The 17593-nt window shown below is 45.5% G+C and carries 20 protein-coding genes (1 of these 20 running past the window's edge); 2 read left to right on the plus strand and 18 right to left on the minus strand.

Annotated features, from left to right (window positions below; genetic code table 11):
• From AOU00_RS08265 to AOU00_RS08335, 15 genes are all read right to left on the minus strand, one after another.
• A protein-coding gene (locus AOU00_RS08265) for a nucleotidyltransferase-like protein (protein WP_237166322.1) crosses the window boundary here: on the minus strand, positions 1–848 show its 5' portion. 7 nt of this gene lie to the left of the window's left edge; 848 of the gene's 855 nt are visible here — the first part of the coding sequence; its start codon is at positions 846–848; its stop codon lies off the left edge, out of view.
• A 136-nt stretch (positions 849–984) separates the two neighbouring features.
• Positions 985–2703: a glycosyl hydrolase family 18 protein gene (locus AOU00_RS08270; protein ID WP_069290368.1), complete on the minus strand. Its 1719-nt coding sequence runs from the start codon at positions 2701–2703 to the stop codon at positions 985–987.
• A 183-nt stretch (positions 2704–2886) separates the two neighbouring features.
• On the minus strand, positions 2887–3318 hold the full coding sequence (locus tag AOU00_RS08275) for a Fur family transcriptional regulator (RefSeq protein ID WP_013311903.1): 432 nt from the start codon (positions 3316–3318) through the stop codon (positions 2887–2889).
• A 108-nt stretch (positions 3319–3426) separates the two neighbouring features.
• Entirely contained in the window at positions 3427–4830 is a 1404-nt protein-coding gene (locus tag AOU00_RS08280) for a DUF4097 family beta strand repeat-containing protein (protein WP_069290369.1), read from the minus strand.
• Positions 4831–4837: 7 nt separating this feature from the next.
• Positions 4838–5491, minus strand: coding sequence for a hypothetical protein (locus tag AOU00_RS08285; RefSeq protein ID WP_069290370.1), 654 nt, complete (start codon positions 5489–5491; stop codon positions 4838–4840).
• A gap of 83 nt (positions 5492–5574) precedes the next feature.
• A complete protein-coding gene (locus AOU00_RS08290; RefSeq protein ID WP_023990255.1) occupies positions 5575–6288 on the minus strand; it encodes an MgtC/SapB family protein in 714 nt (237 codons plus the stop codon).
• A 98-nt stretch (positions 6289–6386) separates the two neighbouring features.
• On the minus strand, positions 6387–6848 hold the full coding sequence (locus AOU00_RS08295; RefSeq protein WP_069290371.1) for a GNAT family N-acetyltransferase: 462 nt from the start codon (positions 6846–6848) through the stop codon (positions 6387–6389).
• Positions 6849–6979: 131 nt separating this feature from the next.
• Entirely contained in the window at positions 6980–8425 is a 1446-nt protein-coding gene (gene gatB / locus AOU00_RS08300) for an Asp-tRNA(Asn)/Glu-tRNA(Gln) amidotransferase subunit GatB (RefSeq protein WP_013311908.1), read from the minus strand.
• A gap of 26 nt (positions 8426–8451) precedes the next feature.
• Positions 8452–9909 carry an Asp-tRNA(Asn)/Glu-tRNA(Gln) amidotransferase subunit GatA gene (gene gatA / locus AOU00_RS08305; RefSeq protein ID WP_069290372.1) on the minus strand — a complete coding sequence of 486 codons (1458 nt, stop codon included), beginning with the start codon at positions 9907–9909 and terminating at the stop codon, positions 8452–8454.
• Positions 9910–9936: 27 nt separating this feature from the next.
• Positions 9937–10224: an Asp-tRNA(Asn)/Glu-tRNA(Gln) amidotransferase subunit GatC gene (gatC, locus tag AOU00_RS08310; protein WP_013311910.1), complete on the minus strand. Its 288-nt coding sequence runs from the start codon at positions 10222–10224 to the stop codon at positions 9937–9939.
• Positions 10225–10528: 304 nt separating this feature from the next.
• Entirely contained in the window at positions 10529–10915 is a 387-nt protein-coding gene (locus AOU00_RS08315) for a hypothetical protein (RefSeq protein WP_061831452.1), read from the minus strand.
• A gap of 80 nt (positions 10916–10995) precedes the next feature.
• The gene (locus tag AOU00_RS08320; protein WP_061831453.1) at positions 10996–11205 is read right to left on the minus strand and encodes a hypothetical protein; all 210 of its coding nucleotides are present in this window, start codon (positions 11203–11205) and stop codon (positions 10996–10998) included.
• A 242-nt stretch (positions 11206–11447) separates the two neighbouring features.
• Positions 11448–12077, minus strand: a complete 630-nt coding sequence (locus AOU00_RS08325; protein WP_061831454.1) for an MBL fold metallo-hydrolase — start codon at positions 12075–12077, stop codon at positions 11448–11450.
• Positions 12078–12080: 3 nt separating this feature from the next.
• Entirely contained in the window at positions 12081–12650 is a 570-nt protein-coding gene (locus AOU00_RS08330) for a thioredoxin family protein (RefSeq protein WP_061831455.1), read from the minus strand.
• A gap of 1 nt (position 12651) precedes the next feature.
• Complete coding sequence (locus AOU00_RS08335; protein ID WP_069290373.1) at positions 12652–13266, minus strand: undecaprenyl phosphate transporter UptA; 615 nt, start codon at positions 13264–13266, stop codon at positions 12652–12654.
• Between the two features lie 144 nt (positions 13267–13410).
• On the opposite strand from AOU00_RS08335, the gene AOU00_RS08340 reads away from it, so the two are divergent.
• Positions 13411–13734: a hypothetical protein gene (locus AOU00_RS08340; protein ID WP_013311916.1), complete on the plus strand. Its 324-nt coding sequence runs from the start codon at positions 13411–13413 to the stop codon at positions 13732–13734.
• 80 nt (positions 13735–13814) lie between these two features.
• On the opposite strand, the gene AOU00_RS08345 is transcribed toward AOU00_RS08340, so the two are convergent.
• The gene (locus AOU00_RS08345; protein WP_025721769.1) at positions 13815–15029 is read right to left on the minus strand and encodes a class I SAM-dependent methyltransferase; all 1215 of its coding nucleotides are present in this window, start codon (positions 15027–15029) and stop codon (positions 13815–13817) included.
• A complete protein-coding gene (locus AOU00_RS08350) occupies positions 15016–15672 on the minus strand; it encodes a DUF6483 family protein (protein WP_069290374.1) in 657 nt (218 codons plus the stop codon). Before AOU00_RS08350 ends, AOU00_RS08345 begins: the two co-directional genes overlap by 14 nt.
• Before the next feature lie 394 nt (positions 15673–16066).
• Here AOU00_RS08350 and AOU00_RS08355 point away from each other — a divergent pair, with 394 nt between their 5' ends.
• A complete protein-coding gene (locus tag AOU00_RS08355; protein ID WP_069290375.1) occupies positions 16067–16633 on the plus strand; it encodes a pyridoxamine 5'-phosphate oxidase family protein in 567 nt (188 codons plus the stop codon).
• A 93-nt stretch (positions 16634–16726) separates the two neighbouring features.
• Here the strand turns inward: AOU00_RS08355 and AOU00_RS08360 are convergent, their stop codons facing one another.
• Positions 16727–17521: an alpha/beta fold hydrolase gene (locus AOU00_RS08360; protein WP_069290376.1), complete on the minus strand. Its 795-nt coding sequence runs from the start codon at positions 17519–17521 to the stop codon at positions 16727–16729.
• Positions 17522–17593: the final 72 nt, after the last annotated feature.

Consider the following 17593-nt stretch of genomic DNA (forward strand, 5'->3'; position numbering starts at 1 on the left):
AGGGAGTAACGCAGTTCACGATTTTGCCCACGATCCCTAAAATCCCCGGCAGCTGTTTCTCTAATAAGTGAACGATATACCAGTTTACGGAGCACGACGGTAAGATCCAATTGAAGATTCTTTAGTTCTGGATGGTTAATAAGTTCATTTATAGACCAGGGTTCCCGTCTGCTGCCTAATATACGGAATAGCGGAGATGAGCACTCCTCCATTTTTGACATCACTGAAAATTCACAAGCAAGCAATACTAGTTCAACCCGTTGTTCCAAGGTTTCCGTACTTAATGTGAGTTCGTTATACAGTTTGTCAATCGTTCGATCCAGAGGCTGTACCTGAACCCATAAGTGAATCTTTGGATAAATCCCCCGTTCAATGAGTTCAATAGATGCCCAATGATCCAATGCTTTCAGAACACTTTGATAAGCGTCAATGATCCGCCCTTCTCGCACCGCTCTTTTACCATGAACGTAATTGACCAGAAAGCGGGAGAACTCATGAAATCGCTTCTGCTCCCGTAGTGGATCGTTAAAATCAACAATTTCCTGTCTTAAAAGACGGACCCTCTCATCCCGTTCCCAGACAATACGACCTTCTAGCACATAATCTATAATGTTGGCTTGTTCACCAGCGATAATCCATTCCTTCAGACAACTGAGCGTTGCGTACAACACTTGGCATCTTAAGCCATTCATAAATAAGTGTTGAATAGAACGAACCGGCTTGGTGCCTTCTCCAATAATTAGAATGAGTTCATCAAAGTCATACAACATCGAACCGTGAAAATACTCTCCCGGCTTTCTGTACGAAATAATACCTATTGAATCTTCCTGCAACAATTCATCATACATTAGGTTTAATTTGGTTAGCTGCACTTCTCCCTCCATACCTGCAAGGCGGCTATGACCGCAAATTGGATATTTGGATACATGTGATCATTTCTACATAAATAAGAAACTTCCTTCTTCAATTGTATAAATTTTTATCTTATTCACTTATTTTTTTCAGTGTTACCCAAGCGTTTTCATCTGCAAAGGTTCGATTCCACGCCCCAATTCCTCCGAGCTTCAGCGATTTGGCAAGTTCTACTCTTGCCTTCAAAGATACCTGATCCTCTAGCCAAATCTTTTTGACCACGCCGTCTTCTGTATACTCGACATAATTCTGGCCTTCGGCAGCTCTAAACTTGGGCTTCAAGTTAAATTCGGCTATGATACCGGCTGCTGACTTCATACCAAGTGATTTGGAGGTGACCTTAATCTTCCCTTCTTTGGGAGTCTCGGACCACACGCGAGTATATAACGGAATACCTAAAATCACTTTTTGAGGCGGCACTTCATCTTCCTGAATAATTCGCTTAATTGACGCTTCCGTCCATGGTAGCGAGGCGACAGAACCAGCCTTTGGACTAGCCGCCCAATGCTCATCATACGCCATTACCATAAGGTAATCTGTGATGGTGCCCAATGATTTTCGATCCAAAAAAGCTGACCACATCTCACTTTGAGATTTAGGCGTAACATCAATGGACAGTATCAAATCATGTTCCCTAGCCATCGGTTTAAGTTCCCGCAAAAATTGGGTGACATTGGGGCCATCCTTTGTATGAACATTTTCAAAGTCAATATTAATACCATCCAGATCATTTTCTAGGGCAAGTGAAATCATCTGATCAACAATCGCCTTTCGACGTTCAAAGGTAGACAATGCTTCAGTTGTTAATTCGGGATTAAAGCTGTTGCTCAACAAGCCCCAAACCTCCATCCCCTTGCGATGTGCCCAGCTGACATAGGCAGGATCTGCCTTGCTTTCTACAGTGCCCTCAGGATCGACGACACTGAACCACGTAGGACTCACCACATTTACTCCAGGCATAGGATCAAACTTGGAAGGATCGGGCTTGCGATTATAGACGGCTTCCCAAGCGAGGTTTACTGGCCTACCCTCCCAATGTTTTTCCGAGATGGACAAATCGTCTTTAGCCGAAGGGATCACAAGCTCTTCTCCTTCAGCGATATGGTCTGACTTAATGTATCCCGCATAGCCATTGTCTAATTGAACAAAATACCAATCTCCTTGTTTGGACCAAATACGTACCTTCGTCCGCTGAGATATATCTGTCAAAATGAAAGATAGGCTGGAGGCTTCTTTACGCAAGGCAATTCTAGCATCCTGTGGGCCATCCTTCTTTTCTACACTCCCCAGCCTGACCTTCTCTCCAGCTTTCATTAGGATGACAGCACCAGTTACAGGGTCTTCGTGTATAGAAACGCCGTATACTTCACGTACAGCCTCTATCGGGATATATACCTCTCCACTGATCACCTGAGGGGCTACGCTAAGCGCATATGTCTTACCATTCAGTTCCCCTTGTGCCTTCGAAACCTTCATATAGAGCAGGCTTTGTCTCGTCGCCATAATGACGGTTTGGCTATCATCCTCATAGCGAACCGTAGGATCAATTTGACTTTGCACCAATTTAAGCGGCATCAGCATGTTCTTGCCCGAGCTTTGAGCTTCATACCCAGTCAACTTGCCCTGCATAAAAATAGGACGGACACTGCCCTGCCAATCGGGTTTCTCGTGAAGGGGATTACCAAACCATACGACAGTAATTGCGCATATAATCGCTGCAAATAATAGCAGGCTTGCCGCTCCTTTGAATCGTGAACGTTTACGGCGGCGTCTGGAATGATTTCTGGCCAATATTGAACCTCCATTGTATGAACTTTGAATTCGTATTTTGTAACCACAACAGATTACTTAAAACAAAAATACAGTGATTTAAATAAAAAAACGCGGTAAATCCCCACTTATGGGGAATTCCTCACGTTTCCAATCCATTACAATATATACATACCGCACAAAAAACTTCTATTCCTTGTTTCGTTACGTTTGTTTGTTACTACAAGCTTTGCATACTCCGTGTAACTCCATACGATGTCCATGCACCTCGAAGCCTGTTTCCAACGCGGCATGGCGTTCCACATCAGCCAAATAGGGATAACTGAAATCTTCAATCTTTCCGCATTTTTCGCAAATGATGTGATAGTGCTCCGAAATATTGGCATCATAACGACTGGCGTTATCTCCATAGGTCAACTCATGTACCATACCCGCTTCTATAAACATCTTTAAGTTATTATAAACCGTAGCCACACTCATACTTGGAAACTTGGACTCAAGCGCTCGATATATTTCATCTGCAGTCGGATGCCCCATGGTTTCCATCAAATAGTTTAATATGGCATGACGCTGGGGTGTTATGCGTACACCTGTCTTCTTCAGAAGTTCCAAAGCATGCTGGACGCGTGCCGCCATATATGTCCACCGCCTTATCCCTTACTTACGATCCTATCAATTACCACGCATCTATTTACAACTTACTTCTAAACCTACTCACATTGTACGGTCTACTCAAGTTTCTTGTCAACGCGCCGTATTGTCGCCGGATGTTCCTATAGAGGTATCTGACTCAGGAGCTCCGGGTTCAGCCGGAGAGCTATCAGATGTATCGGGCGCAGTCGTACCCCCGGAATCCTCCAAGTCGGGTAACGACGGCATCAGTAACTTTTTAATCGTTAAATTGCTGTTACCCTCTACGTTGATCGCATACTTACCTGTCCCATTCTGGCCTGAAATACTTTTACTATCTATTTTAAATGGAAAATCGGATTGAAGATTACCATAACTGCTTGAACCCTCTAACTGAAAATCTCCATTCGACGGAAGATCCAATACGATATCACCGACAGCACTGTATATTTTCCAATCTCCGCCCACCTGCTCGCTATGCACTTTGATAGAGCCATTAAGCGAATTTGCATTCAGCTTGGCTGTAGAATTCAGCACATTCATGTCACCATTCTGAGTATCTACGGTGATGTCCCCTTCCGAGCGAGCGAGTTGAATATCACCTACCATGGTGTGTAGTGTCACAGCTCCTTCAATATCTCCTGCCTGCATATCGCCACGGTTCGTGCGCACATCTACATCTCCAGAAATCCGATGCAATTTAACCTGACCGTTCAACGTGCCTCCCTTGACATTGCCGATAGCGTCATTAACAGTGAGATTTCCATTACCGCTCTCGAGCCGAATGCTGTCAATAGCATCAACTCCATTCAAGGAAATATTCCCGTTGGAGGTTCTAATCTGCACATTGAACCGCCGGTCCTCCGGCACGGTGATCAGCATATTCACACGGGGCTGACGTTTGCTTGATGCTCCGTACGACTTTGCCTCTGGACGAATCATGATAGTCTTGCCGTCGGTAGAAGTCAGTGAAGAAGCTTGAGCAATCTTGTCCGCTTCGGCAGCAGGCGCTTGATCCACCCATAGAGTCCCTCGTACCTCTATATTGGACACAGGCCGTCTGATTAGTGTTACATCACCATTAACCGAATCAACTACTAAATCGGACGTCTGCATAGTTACAGGTACCAGTACACCACCCATATCATACCGATTCTCTTTAGCCTGGCTAAAATCCATAGAGGCTGACGTCAGATTGAGACTGACCCGGTTCCACAGATACATATAATGATTTTGCTGGGTCACGATAAAAACCGAGGCTGCCACTACCAAAGCGGACAGAATCCCCTTTAGGTCAGGCCTGAATCGCCTTCCGTTGTCAGACTTGCCTTCTTTCCGATAGTACACAGCAAAAAAAATCAGATATTCCAGTCCCCAAAGCACGAAGATTACGGGCCACCAAACGAGGAGCTGAAGCATATATTCAGTATTTTGAAACACATCTACAATAAGCAAAATGCCTACAGCCATCAACAGAAGCGAAGAGGTGTAGCGACCGACTCTTATTTTACGGTGCACGCCAGCTTCACCCTCTTTCTTTCAACTTTTTACGCTTAAAGGACAGAAAGGCTTCCCTTAGAAAAAGGGATAAACCGATCATCATTAATAAAATGGCCAGCGTCAGGAATCCATAATCCTCAAAGAAATTGCTCAACCAGCGAGGTTTCATGCGAAACAAAATCATAAGCCCACCGCCTGCCACCATCAGCACAGCAAAAGCAAAGCCTCTCTCCCATGCATAAAAAGGACTACTTTGCTGACCTTTAGCATCCATTCGTGCATAACGATCTGGCTTACGCCGATAACGAACCATGTAATCTGCTGACTGTAAGACATCATATACATTATAAAAATATAAAACGGGTATGAACAATCCAAGCAAAATAAGTAATGGGATGTTAATCCTCAAGCCATCAGAAGAAACATACAGCATCGCAAAAATATCTAGCAGGAGCAACACAATAAAACTAAGCCCCCTAATAAACAGCCCTAAAAAAAGATGTCCCAGTCCGGGTAACAATGCGGCCATGATAATGGCAATCACTTTGCGAAATTTAGCGTATTTTAGACGCTTCCCCTGTCTGGGTTGTTCCCGCTGTTCCGGCGCTTGTAGCTGCCCAGCCTCTCCAGACGGTAACGGTTGTTCCGAGTTCATGCCATCCTCCCCTTTGAATCCCATGCGTGGCTCCGCTGAAAAATACTTCAATGCTTACATAGTACCCCAATCGGATTTAAGAGTAACTGTTAAAAAAAGGTATACTATTACTCAACAGAGACTGCAGCTATATCTTCCCATTGTCGTAAATCAGCTGCAATACGTACGGGATTAAAATCATGACGGGACAGCACCTCTAGGGAAACCTCCATACTCTGCCGATCTGGATGTAATTCGTGAAATGGGACATTTTCATGTTCTTTAATCATTATTTTACGTATTTCCACTTTTTCTTGCTCTAAATAAGTCGAAATCTGCTCCAGCAATCCGTGAGACGACAATCCGTACAATGTAATAAGATGACGCTTGCGTCCACGCATATATCGGAGTTCGACTTTGTTAAATACCCATAAATTTAAAAACACGAGCACCGTTGCCGCAATAGACGGGAAATAAAAGCCTGCTCCGACCCCAAGACCAATGGCAGCCACGACCCAAATGGAAGCCGCAGTCGTTAGTCCGGTAATCGATTTACCTGTGAACATAATCGTCCCTGCACCCAAAAAGCCTACGCCAGTGATTACAGCCGTAGCCAAACGAGCGGGATCTATGCGTACATTAGCTTCTTTAATAAAATCGGCAAAGCCGTAAATGGAGAGTAGCATAATCAGCGTCGAACCAAGACTGACCATAATATGAGTCCTCAAACCAGCTGCGTGATTGGAACGTTCGCGTTCAAAGCCAATGAATCCACCGAGAAGCATGGACAGCAAAAGCCGTAAAATGATATGTGAATCGTCTATAATCCACGGATTATTCATTCAAGTCACTCCTCCCGGTTATGTCGTACTTCCCACTCCGGGTGCGCGGTTTGTGGGCTTATGTGCATTTTTAATGCCAATTTAATGATATTTCAATGCTATTCCAACTTATGCAGATGGTAGGTGGTTAATTCCACGCCTGGGGCGACCTCCGCCGCAGATACGGGGCGAAAGCCATGTTTTCGATACAATGTCACCGCAGGAGTATTTAAAGTTCCTGTAGAGACGATAAACAACGGGATATTTTGATATTCATTCAAAACATGCTTCATTAAAGAGTCTGCAATACCTTTTCGAAAATGATCTGGGTGAACCATCATACGTGTAAGGGTAAGCGAATCGGGCGACTCAGACTGCACAGCCAGTGCCCCTAGCAATTCACCTTCCTCCAGCCACCCATAAAAAGACTCTCCACAGCTTCTCAGCGTATCCAATGTATCCATCAGTGGAGGAATCTCATCAAACCCAATCAGCTCAGCTTCCAGCCTATAGGCAACGTGCTGTAGACGCCATATCTGACTGACGATATCATCATCTTCCAATGAACATAGGGTAACCATGCTGTTTTCCCTCCTAAGGAAACTCATAAAATGCCATCAGGATTCTAAAGTTTGTTCGTGCCAATCGTTCTCAGCGTCTATGCAAAAGGGGCCTGTCCCTAAAAGACAAGCCCCCTGTCAAATCTATGCCATTAGCGGTTCAGCACTTCCGTCAGTAACTTATTAGCAAGGCCAGGGTTTGCCTTTCCCTTGCTCTCCTTCATCACCTGACCGACTAGGAAGCCGATGGCCTTTTGCTTGCCGGCTTTGTAATCTTCGACCGATTGCGGGTTAGCTGCTACAACTTGTTCGACAATGGTCAAGATTGCACCCTCATCACTGATCTGTACAAGCCCTTTTTCTTCAACAATTTGCTGTGGCAGTTTATCACTTTCCAGCATTTCCTTGAAGACCGTTTTGGCGATTTTGCTATTGATCGTTCCCTTCTCCAGCAGTCCGATCATTTCGCCCAAGCCCCGACCGGTCAATTTAACTTGCGACAGCTCTACACCGGCACTGTTCAAATAGCCGAGTAGATCCCCCATAATCCAGTTGGATACTGCTTTGGCATCCTTGGTGAATTGAAGGCTATCCTCGAACAAATCGGCCAATGGCTTGGAGGACGTAATCACCTGAGCATCATACTCAGGTAATCCATATTCCGAAGTGTAGCGTGCTTTACGCTGGTCAGGCAATTCAGGAATCGAAGCACGGATGCGTTCTTTCCATTCCTCATCTATATGCAGTGTAACCAGATCCGGGTCTGGGAAATAACGATAGTCATGGGCCTGTTCCTTACCACGCATAGACAAGGTTTTACCTTGTGCCTCATCCCAACGACGTGTCTCCTGTACAATCGTTCCGCCTTCGTCCAGCGTCTGCTCCTGTCGGAACTGCTCATATTCCAGTCCGCGCTGTACGCCACGGAAGGAGTTCATGTTTTTCAGTTCCGCTTTAGTTCCCAGCTCTTTTTGTCCATGCGGACGAAGACTGATATTCGCGTCGCAGCGAAGTGATCCTTCCTCCATCTTCACATCGGATACATCACAATACTGCATAATGGCACGTATTTTTTCCAGATAGGCCTTGGCTTCTTCCGGCGAAGATATTTCCGGCTCCGAAACGATCTCGACCAATGGTGTGCCGACCCGATTAAAGTCGACCAAAGATGCGTAGCCACCATCAACATGTGTTAATTTCCCTGCGTCCTCTTCCAGATGCAGTCGAGTAATACCGATACGCTTTGTCTCACCATTCACTTCAATATCAATCCAGCCATTTTCGCCAATGGGTTGATCGTATTGTGAGATTTGGTAAGCCTTAGGTGAATCGGGGTAAAAATAGTTCTTACGGTCAAACTTGCTCACATCAGCAATGGTGCAATTCAGCGCCATTGCTGCTTTCATTGCATAATCAACGGCCTGACGGTTCAATACCGGCAATACCCCTGGATGACCGAGACAGACCGGACATGTATGAGAGTTGGGTGGTGCTCCGAAGGATGTCGAGCATCCACAAAATATTTTAGACTTCGTATGCAATTCCACGTGCACTTCAAGTCCGATGACCGTCTCATATTTGGATGTAGTTGTAGACATGAATAGGTTCCCTCCTTTTTAGCAAATTACAGCTGCGGACGCTGCTTGTGAAATTCGGTATTTTGTTCAAAAGCATGAGCTACGCGTAGCACGGAAGACTCGTCAAAGGCCTTTCCGATAATTTGTAGTCCGACTGGCATTCCATCCGCAAGACCACACGGAATGCTGATGGCTGGCACACCAGCCAAGCTCACCGGAATCGTCAAAATGTCGTTCAAATACATCGTCAATGGATCATCCACTTGTGAGCCGATTTTGAAAGCAGTTGTCGGTGCAGTAGGTCCGATAATTACATCATATTGTTCAAATACACGATCAAAATCCTGTTTAATCAGTGTGCGCACTTTTTGAGCTTTCAAATAATAAGCATCGTAGTACCCGGAGCTGAGTGCATAGGTACCCAGCATAATCCGACGCTTCACCTCGGGACCAAAACCCTGCGTACGGGACTGATGGTAAAGATCAAGCAGGTTGTCCGGATTGTCAGAACGCACACCATAGCGTACGCCGTCAAAGCGGGCCAGATTGGACGACGCTTCGGATGAAGCCAACAGGTAGTAAGTCGCTACCGCATATTCCGTGTGCGGAAGAGATACCTCTTCCCATACCGCGCCCAATCCTTCCAGCGTTTTCAGTGCGTCGAGCACCTTTTCCTTGACCTGTGGATCTACGCCTTCACCAAGATACTCTTTAGGCACAGCGATACGAAGTCCTTTTACATCCCCGGTTAAAGCGTTCAAATAATCAGGAATGTCTACCTTTGCAGAAGTGGAGTCCTTCTGGTCATAACCTGCAATAGCTTGTAGGACATAGGCCGAATCCTGAACATTTTTAGTAATAGGTCCAATTTGGTCTAAAGAGGAGGCAAAAGCCACCAGTCCAAAACGGGATACTAGACCATAGGTTGGTTTCAGGCCAACTACACCGCAGTAAGAAGCGGGCTGGCGAATGGAACCACCTGTATCCGAACCGAGCGTGAAATAAGCCTCACCCGCTGCAACAGCCGCAGCCGAGCCGCCACTGGAACCGCCGGGAACACGTTCTAAATCCCAAGGGTTACGTGCAGGGAAAAAGCTGGAGTTCTCGTTAGAGCCGCCCATGGCGAATTCGTCCATGTTCATTTTACCGAGTGTCACAGTTTGCGCTGCGCGCAACTTGCTAACAACTGTGGCATCGTAAACAGGATCAAAATTTTTCAAAAACTGACTGCCACATGTTGTACGTAGCCCTTCTGTCACAATATTATCCTTAATACCAACCGGCAGACCAAACAATAATCCTCTTTCCTCTCCGGAAATCAGCTGATCATCCAGCTCACGTGCGGATGCACGGGCCTGTTCCTCGTCAACGGTAATATAAGCTCTGATCTTGTCTTCCCGCGCACCAATTGTCTCCAGAGCGTGTCCCACCAGATCACTCACGGAAATTTCCTTTTGATGCAGCTTGTTATGTATCTCGGGCAATGTGTTATTGAACAAGCTCAATTTGCATCCTCCTTTCAAATATGAGATCTATTCCAGAACAGCAGGAACCTTAAACTGTCCGTCTTCTTCTTCAGGTGCATTGCGCATCACTTGCTCATGTGTCAAACTTTCACGAACTTCGTCGTCTCGCATGACATTGCTGACGTGCAGCACATGAGTGGTCGGTTTTACCTGCTCCGTATCCAGCTCATTCAGCTTCTCCGCATAATGGAGAATGGCGTTTAATTGTCCTGTCATCGTTTCTTCTTCAGCCGCGGTCAGATTCAACCTAGACAGCTTGGCTACGTGACGGACATCTTCCGTGGAAATGTTCATACAAAACCCTCCTCATGTATATGAGGATTTTGCAAAAAGTCCAATAAGCGACTGGAATCGAATTTTGCAAAATCCTGATATTAAAAAATGCTGCACCGAACTTTGAAATAACGTTTTTAATTATAGGATAGAACCCTTTACAATTCAATCTTTGACGCGGTACAGAAGCAAACTGTACACCAATGAGGGAAATGTTGCTAAAAGAATATAAAAAAAGCACCTCTCGGTGCTCTTTCGAGATAACTATAAGAGCTGAGATTGTGCCCATTATATATTTTTAAAAAGAGTCGGCAGTAGCCGACCCCTATATCCAAGCACGCAAATTGACTTGTCTGATAAAATCAGCCTGTGACAACAACTCTGCCGCGGTTTCTTCTTCTTCAGTCTCTACCGAATCAAGACCACCGTTCATTACATGCTTGAACAGTTGCTCATTATGAGTAGCAAGGGCATAATCTATCAGCGCTTCACGCTCAATCCGCTCGGCTTCTAGCTTGAGAATACTCTCCTCCAGCTCGATGTCCCCGGATGGTACAAAAAAATTGCGGTTCACCTTCGGTACGCGAATGACATAGTCAAAAGCATTGTCCGCATTACGGTCGTAAGCAATGATATAACCATGTTCGCCCACAGGAAGATTCTGCTCAAAAGCATCCGCGACGATCATAATTCTAGCTCCTAAATGATGCATCGTTAGCCCCCCCGTTTGTCTGAACTTATCTGCTAAGTCTACTAAAAAAAAAGTAGCTTGTCTATATCATCTATGTATCTTCATAATCGACCGTCTCCACGTCCCAACCTGTGTTCATTCAATCTCACATGCCAGTTTTGTGAAGGGATTCCGCCCCGTCGTTTCACCTTTTTCCAAGTTATGATCTTCGGTTCGGAACCTACCACAGAATCTTCAATATCTATTATATTGGGAACACGGAAACTACCTCCAATCTCACGTTGTACCCCATATATATGTTTTCTTTTCATTCTTGCTCCCCCTTGTGATCTGACGGCCTCATGCCTCTTTATCCTCTTAATGGGCAAAAAAAAGAACGCAAACCGGGATTCATCCACAGCTTGCGTGCTTCGCGAGTTTAGTATGTAACTTTAATAAATTTATGTTAACAAAAATAAAAACCTTTGTCTATACATAATTTATAATTTGTTGTCGAATTGGGGCAAAACTTGTCACACCTTTAATTTTGCCCCTCCTGAAAGGTTCATCACATTTACCGGATATACGGATTGTTAGCTTTCTCATAACCGATGGACGTTTTGGGACCGTGACCGGAATAGACTGTAACGTCATCTCCGAGCGGAAACAATTTGTTTTGAATAGAATCGTATAAATCCCGTTCCCGGCCACCCGTCAGATCCGTGCGTCCAACGCCCTGACGGAATAGCACATCCCCGGAAAAAAGATCTTTGCCACACAGAAAGCTGACACTTCCGGGTGAATGGCCCGGTGTATGGAACACCTTGAACGTGTGCCCGATCAGGTTCAATTGCTGACCTTCCGCCAAATCATATTCGGCAGGACCGGTTGAGATTGGTGGAGATGCCTCTGGCCACATCAAGGAGCCATTCAGCTTAGGAGATGTGAGCCAGTCTTGCTCCAAGGCGTGCAAATACACCGGGCATCCTTTAGCATTGCGAATCTCCTCCACCCCACCAATATGGTCAAAATGGGCATGGGTCAGCAGGATAGCTTCAATAGTCAGAGACTCAATCGCCCTCAGCAAAGGACCCGGATTCATTCCTGGATCAATAATAATGGCGCGCTGTGGATCATCCCCTTGAAGCAAATAAGCGTTCGTCTGAAGTGGACCGAGATTAAAGCTGCGAATAGATAGCACCATAAGTTAAAATCCCGAGATCAGCTCACGTAATTCCTGAACAATCACAGGATGGACCTCGGTTCCCTCCCCATATTTTTCAGCCATTTCTTTACGAGCAACTGCGATTTTTTCTTGATAATCATCGGCTTCCCGATCTGGATTTTCACGTTTGAATTCGATCATAATTTGTTGGACATGTGCAGGGCGTGGTCCCCAGTGGCCAAGTACGTGACCTCCTGTATCCGCAAAAATCACAATCGGTACAGCACGTCCGCCCATTGTCAGGAAGTCATCCATCAGCGCCTGATGGTTTTCCAAGATTAATACTTCGGTCGGAATCCCGCTATTTTCCAGTGCACGGAACACAACTGGCACATTACGTACCACATCCCCACACCAGTCGGCAGCCAAAATAAGCACGCGCAGATCATCCCGATGGTTCAGGCTTTCAAAATACTCTCGATCCTCTTCGCGATTCCACACAAACTGATCGTACCCAGAGCGGAAGGCTTCTTTGTTCTTTTCCATGCCCTCCATAAACTGTTCAGGGCTTAAGCCCTTTCCGAAGTATTGCGATACATTAGTACGGCTCATGTTATACACTTCCTTTTTTGTTTTTGGACAAAATCCATTTGATAACAAAATAAATGATCAAGAGCGCAAGGGCAACCAGCAAAATCGGTTTGATGTAAGGTGCTGCCACTTCGTCAATTTGCTCCCACTTGTCTCCTAGCAGCATACCTAAATATATAAACAAAACAGACCAAGGTATAATCGCTAGCGTTGTCAAAATAATAAAGCGCCATACGTTCATTCGAGCCAACCCGGCAGGGATTGAGATGGCATGACGCACAACAGGAATAAAGCGAGCTGTGAAAATGACCCCTGTGCCGTATTTGTTAAACCAGGCTTCAGCATGGTCGACATGACTTTTTTTGATAAGTATGTATTTCCCGTACTTATCTAATACCGGTCTGCCGCCATAGCGTCCAATCCAGTAAATGAACAACTGGGCCAGAACCCCGCCAATCGTTCCAAAAACGACTGCGCCAAAAAAATTAATATGACCCGAGGATACTAAAAAGCCACCATAAGCGAGGACAATTTCGCTTGGAATGACCTCAACCATCAAGCCTAGCATAATACCAAAATACCCAAGACTACGAATGATCTCAAACAAATAATTAATGATACTAGATATTTGGTCCAATTCTCTTCCCACTCCCTGCCTGTTTCTCTATTTTCATTAGTGTATCACAGCGGCAGAACAAGTCGCCACTTCGACCAAATAGGGAGGTCAGTGACCCCGGCTCCTCTGCCCGCATAAGTTGGGAGAGAGAGGAGGGGGTACAATATGCCTCCCGGCAAATTCCCCAAACATGACAATTCACAATCCCGTTTACCCACGGCTCGTGGTATCCGCCGCGCATGTACCAAAGAGTTGTATCGAACCTGCAAACGTCTGCCTGTTCACATTGCTCCTGATCTGGTCAAGCAGGGCGAGGAGCTATACTGCCGCAAGGTCGTCGGACACCTTATCTGGATTGCGGAAAACCATAGTAATCGCAAACTACTATGCGACTGGTGGGACGAAGATGTCAGCGAGGAGCTCGCGGCATTGTGGAAGGTGGATCGCGATGTCTTGTGCACCGCTTTTAGAAGCGCCTATGGCGGATAGATATTGGCGTACTGCAACCATGAACTGTGAACTACAAAAAAGTGGAGCCACCCCGCAGTGGCTCCACTTTTACTATATTCCTAGCTATGTGTCTGCTTCTTCCCCGCTCCTTCGGGAAGCAAATCCGCACAAGCGCGTTCCAAATAAGGATCAGCATGAATAAAATCCCGAAATGCTGTGTATTCACGCCACAAAACGGATTGTTCTCCCGCCTGCCCTTTGACGGCACGAATCAGAATATTTTTAGGTGTATGCTCCATGTCGATAAATTCCAATAGCTGTGTCCGATATCCCATCATATCCAGCAGTTTGGCCCGGATTCCATCCGTTGCCAGTGCAGAAAAACGCTCCTTTAAAATACCGTGGGAAAGCAAAGGCTCCAATACTGGATTTTCTAGTTGGCTGAACAGCTCATGCTGGCAACACGGAACCGACAAAATAACGGATGCTCCCCAGCGGACGGCCTTTTCCAGCGCCGCATCTGTTGCTGTATCACAAGCGTGCAAGGTAACGACCATATCCACCTGTTCCAGTTCGTTATAGTCTGCGATATCACCGACCAAAAACTCCAACTGTCGATATTGCAGCTTTTGAGCCAGAACATTACAGGTTTCAATGACATCTGCCTTCAAGTCCAAACCAACGATCTGCAATGGTCGCTTTTGCTGTACAGCCAAATAGTGATACAGAGCAAAGGTCAAATACGATTTGCCACAACCAAAATCCACAATCGTCAATGGGCGGCCTACCGGAAGGCTAGGCAATACATCCTGCACCATTTCGAGAAAACGGTTAATTTGACGAAACTTATCATACTTGCGGGCCAGTACCTTACCATCCTCATTCATAATCCCCAGCTCAATCAGGAAAGGAATTCGCTCTCCTTCTTCGAGTACATATTGCTTTTTGCGATTATGAGACAGGTCGGCTTTACTTTTGCTCGGTGACTTTGTCAGAATGGATACTTTATATTTTTTACTGATCAGCACTTGGTAGTCTGCATCTTTGGCGCATAGAAGTCCTTGGCGGAACGTGTCCTCAAACAAGGCAGTCATACGCTCATTAGCTTCGTCAGGGGTCAGATTTTCATGAATGACTTTGTTGCTATAATGAAAAGCAAACTGGTAATGCAGCTTATTTTTCAATTCTACAGGTTTGATTTGCACTTTAGTAAAAGAAGCATCCTCCCGTTTGCGAAGCTGACTCAGCGTCGCTGTTATGAGGGATCCTCCCGTGGTCAATTGGTATATAAGTTCGCGCAGTGAATCCAAAAGGTACATCTCACTTTCTTTCATGTAATTGGGTGATCTCGGTCAAACCCTCGGTGACTTCCTGGCGTGAAATTCCACCCAGCTCCAGCTCTGCATTGGTCTTATCCAGTAATTGACTGTAAAACGCCTCCGCTTCGGATAGAAGCTCTGGCTGCTCCCATGCCAATCCAAACCAGACATCGGCGGCTTCGTCCAGCCTGTTTTCTCGCTCGTAATGAACAGCCAACAGTTTGCTGGTTTCAGGGGGAAGCTCATATTCACGCACCAGTTTCACGATACACGCTATTCGTTCAGGCAAGACCTGCAGATCACGAGTCGCGCCATTCGTATCGCTGTACAAATATAAATGAAGAGATTTCATCAAGATTCGTATGCCCTCGTCTGTTCTGCTGGTTTCCAGGTAAATCACGGCTTCTTCTTCCAAAATGCGAGCCACCTGCTGAAGCTTATCCGCTTCAATTCCAGGGCCCAATCGGAAAAGCTCAATAATTTGTTCCGGCGGCAATCGTCTGAGCAGATCTGAACGAAGACGAAACTGCTTGTTGAGCAGGTCATCTAGCTGTTTTAGCGCTTCGACATGTTTATTTTCACGCCTTAGACCGAGCACCGATGCTACTGCGGATGTCAATTCTTCCATCATACTGAGCAAATAATCTTTTCTAAGCAAGCCGTTCCCTTCCTTTCATCCCGATGCCTAGACAACCAGAAACTCTGTCTTCTGATTGTATGACATCCTTGTCTAAAAGCCAAATGCCCTACCATGCAGAAATACCACTTATAACCTTCACCCTCAGTTAATAACATCAATGATCAGGAAGTCAGAATGCTCACGTATGGCAGTGAATTCCTACGATACAGTACTTTATAGCTGATCATGTGACTAGCGAATGACGGTTTTTTTTAAATCAATATTGCTTCTTCGTTAGTGTTGTGATATTTTTGTTTCATACGAAACAAAAAATAATCAGTATATTTAAACATCCCACAAAATAATTCATAGTAATTATTTTCTTTAGAAACAAAATTTATATGAATATTTTTGTGAGAAAGGATGATGGAGTTTGGGTAAACAATTTAGCTCGATATTACCGGAACATCAAGAGTTTATACAGCGGCAGCACATTTTCTTTGTAGGATCAGCACCGCTATCCAAGACAGGGCACGTTAACCTTTCCCCCAAGGGATATGATTCCTTTCGTATTCTATCGGACCAAAGGGTAGCCTATCTCGACTTGGCGGGAAGCGGCAACGAGACAAGCGCCCACATTATCGAGAACGGACGGGTAACAATCATGTTTTGTGCATTTGAGGGCGCTCCCAGTGTACTAAAGCTCTATGGTACTGGTACCGTCGCGCTGCCCGATACTAAGCAATGGAATGAACTGTACCCTCTCTTCAAACCGCTTCCCGGTGCAAGACAAATCATTGTTGTGGACGTTCACATGGTGCAGAATTCATGTGGTTTTGCGGTTCCCTTTATGACATACACGAGCGAACGGGAAAAGCTGAAGGAAGTCTCGATTCAGATGGGAGAAGAAGCACTTAAAAAATATGCCTATGAGAAAAATCTGGAGAGTATTGACGTTTTGCCGACAGCGTTTGCCTTTAACAAAAGCAATATAAATTAGACACCTTACACACCTAAAAATAATTGACTACTCAAAAACCGGAACCTTCTGTTTATCACATCAGAAGGTTCCGGTTTTTGGGCTTACCTTAGTCTACCTTTTCAAGTTTTGCTCTAAAAATGTCAAGATGGTGTTCGCTAATAACTCCGGTGCCTCGAACAGGCTCATGTGACCTGTTTCCGGTAGGGTAACCTGAGTTACTCCGGCCCGATCTGTTGTAAACGTCCGCGCTGGAGGAACCGCCTGATCCTGCTCACCCGCTACTAAAAGGGCTGGCAATGCAGAAGCCGACAACACATCCCGCCGATCAGTACGCTCGCGCATAGCCAGTGATGCTCCGACGGCTCCTTGTGGTGGTGTTTTGTAGCCAATTTCTTTGACTTTAAGTAATTGGCTGGACATTGACTTCACATGATCAAGAGCAAACAGTCCCGGTACGAGTCCATCTACAAAGGTCGTAATCCCCTCCGTTTGGATGGTGGATACAGCCTTATTCCGCTTTTCTTTACCTTCATCCGTATCTGCATATGCTGTGGAATGAATCAGTCCAAAGGCTGTCAGGCGTTCTGCATGTCTCTGCACTGCCGAAAGGGCAAGATAGCCTCCTAGGGAGTGACCAAACCAGGCAGCCTGAGGAATGTCCAATTGTTCTTGAAGTTTAAGCACATCATCTGCCATTTGATCAATAGTATAGGCTCCTAGTGGAGCATCGCTGCGTCCGTGTCCACGCAAGTCTGGAACAATACAACGATAGCTTTGGGATAGCAAGGGAACAACCTCATCCCAGTAGGAAGAGCTTCCGCAAAATCCGTGCAATAGAATGATCGGATCTCCTTTTCCCTGTTCGGCATAGCAGATCGTCGTTCCTTCGCATAATACCTTTTCCATGTGGAACCCTTCCTTCTCTGTATATAATCTATTGGATCTGAATATATTAGTGAGTAGAACATGCTGATGTAT

Origin of the sequence: Paenibacillus polymyxa (genome assembly GCF_001719045.1) — a bacterium.
In the GTDB taxonomy this organism is placed as follows: domain Bacteria; phylum Bacillota; class Bacilli; order Paenibacillales; family Paenibacillaceae; genus Paenibacillus; species Paenibacillus polymyxa_B.

Excerpts from the sequence above, each read along its gene's own strand:
- gatC (WP_013311910.1), bottom strand. The coding sequence starts at position 10,224 with ATGAACATTTCCACGGAAGATGTCCGTCACGTAGCCAAGCTGTCTAGG.
- AOU00_RS08340 (WP_013311916.1), top strand. The coding sequence starts at position 13,411 with ATGCCTCCCGGCAAATTCCCCAAACATGACAATTCACAATCCCGTTTA.
- AOU00_RS08275 (WP_013311903.1), bottom strand. The coding sequence starts at position 3,318 with ATGGCGGCACGCGTCCAGCATGCTTTGGAACTTCTGAAGAAGACAGGT.
- AOU00_RS08360 (WP_069290376.1), bottom strand. The coding sequence starts at position 17,521 with ATGGAAAAGGTATTATGCGAAGGAACGACGATCTGCTATGCCGAACAG.
- AOU00_RS08325 (WP_061831454.1), bottom strand. The coding sequence starts at position 12,077 with ATGGTGCTATCTATTCGCAGCTTTAATCTCGGTCCACTTCAGACGAAC.
- AOU00_RS08315 (WP_061831452.1), bottom strand. The coding sequence starts at position 10,915 with ATGCATCATTTAGGAGCTAGAATTATGATCGTCGCGGATGCTTTTGAG.
- AOU00_RS08290 (WP_023990255.1), bottom strand. The coding sequence starts at position 6,288 with ATGAATAATCCGTGGATTATAGACGATTCACATATCATTTTACGGCTT.
- gatB (WP_013311908.1), bottom strand. The coding sequence starts at position 8,425 with ATGTCTACAACTACATCCAAATATGAGACGGTCATCGGACTTGAAGTG.
- AOU00_RS08345 (WP_025721769.1), bottom strand. The coding sequence starts at position 15,029 with ATGAAAGAAAGTGAGATGTACCTTTTGGATTCACTGCGCGAACTTATA.
- AOU00_RS08330 (WP_061831455.1), bottom strand. The coding sequence starts at position 12,650 with ATGAGCCGTACTAATGTATCGCAATACTTCGGAAAGGGCTTAAGCCCT.
- AOU00_RS08285 (WP_069290370.1), bottom strand. The coding sequence starts at position 5,491 with ATGGGATTCAAAGGGGAGGATGGCATGAACTCGGAACAACCGTTACCG.
- AOU00_RS08320 (WP_061831453.1), bottom strand. The coding sequence starts at position 11,205 with ATGAAAAGAAAACATATATATGGGGTACAACGTGAGATTGGAGGTAGT.
- AOU00_RS08295 (WP_069290371.1), bottom strand. The coding sequence starts at position 6,848 with ATGGTTACCCTATGTTCATTGGAAGATGATGATATCGTCAGTCAGATA.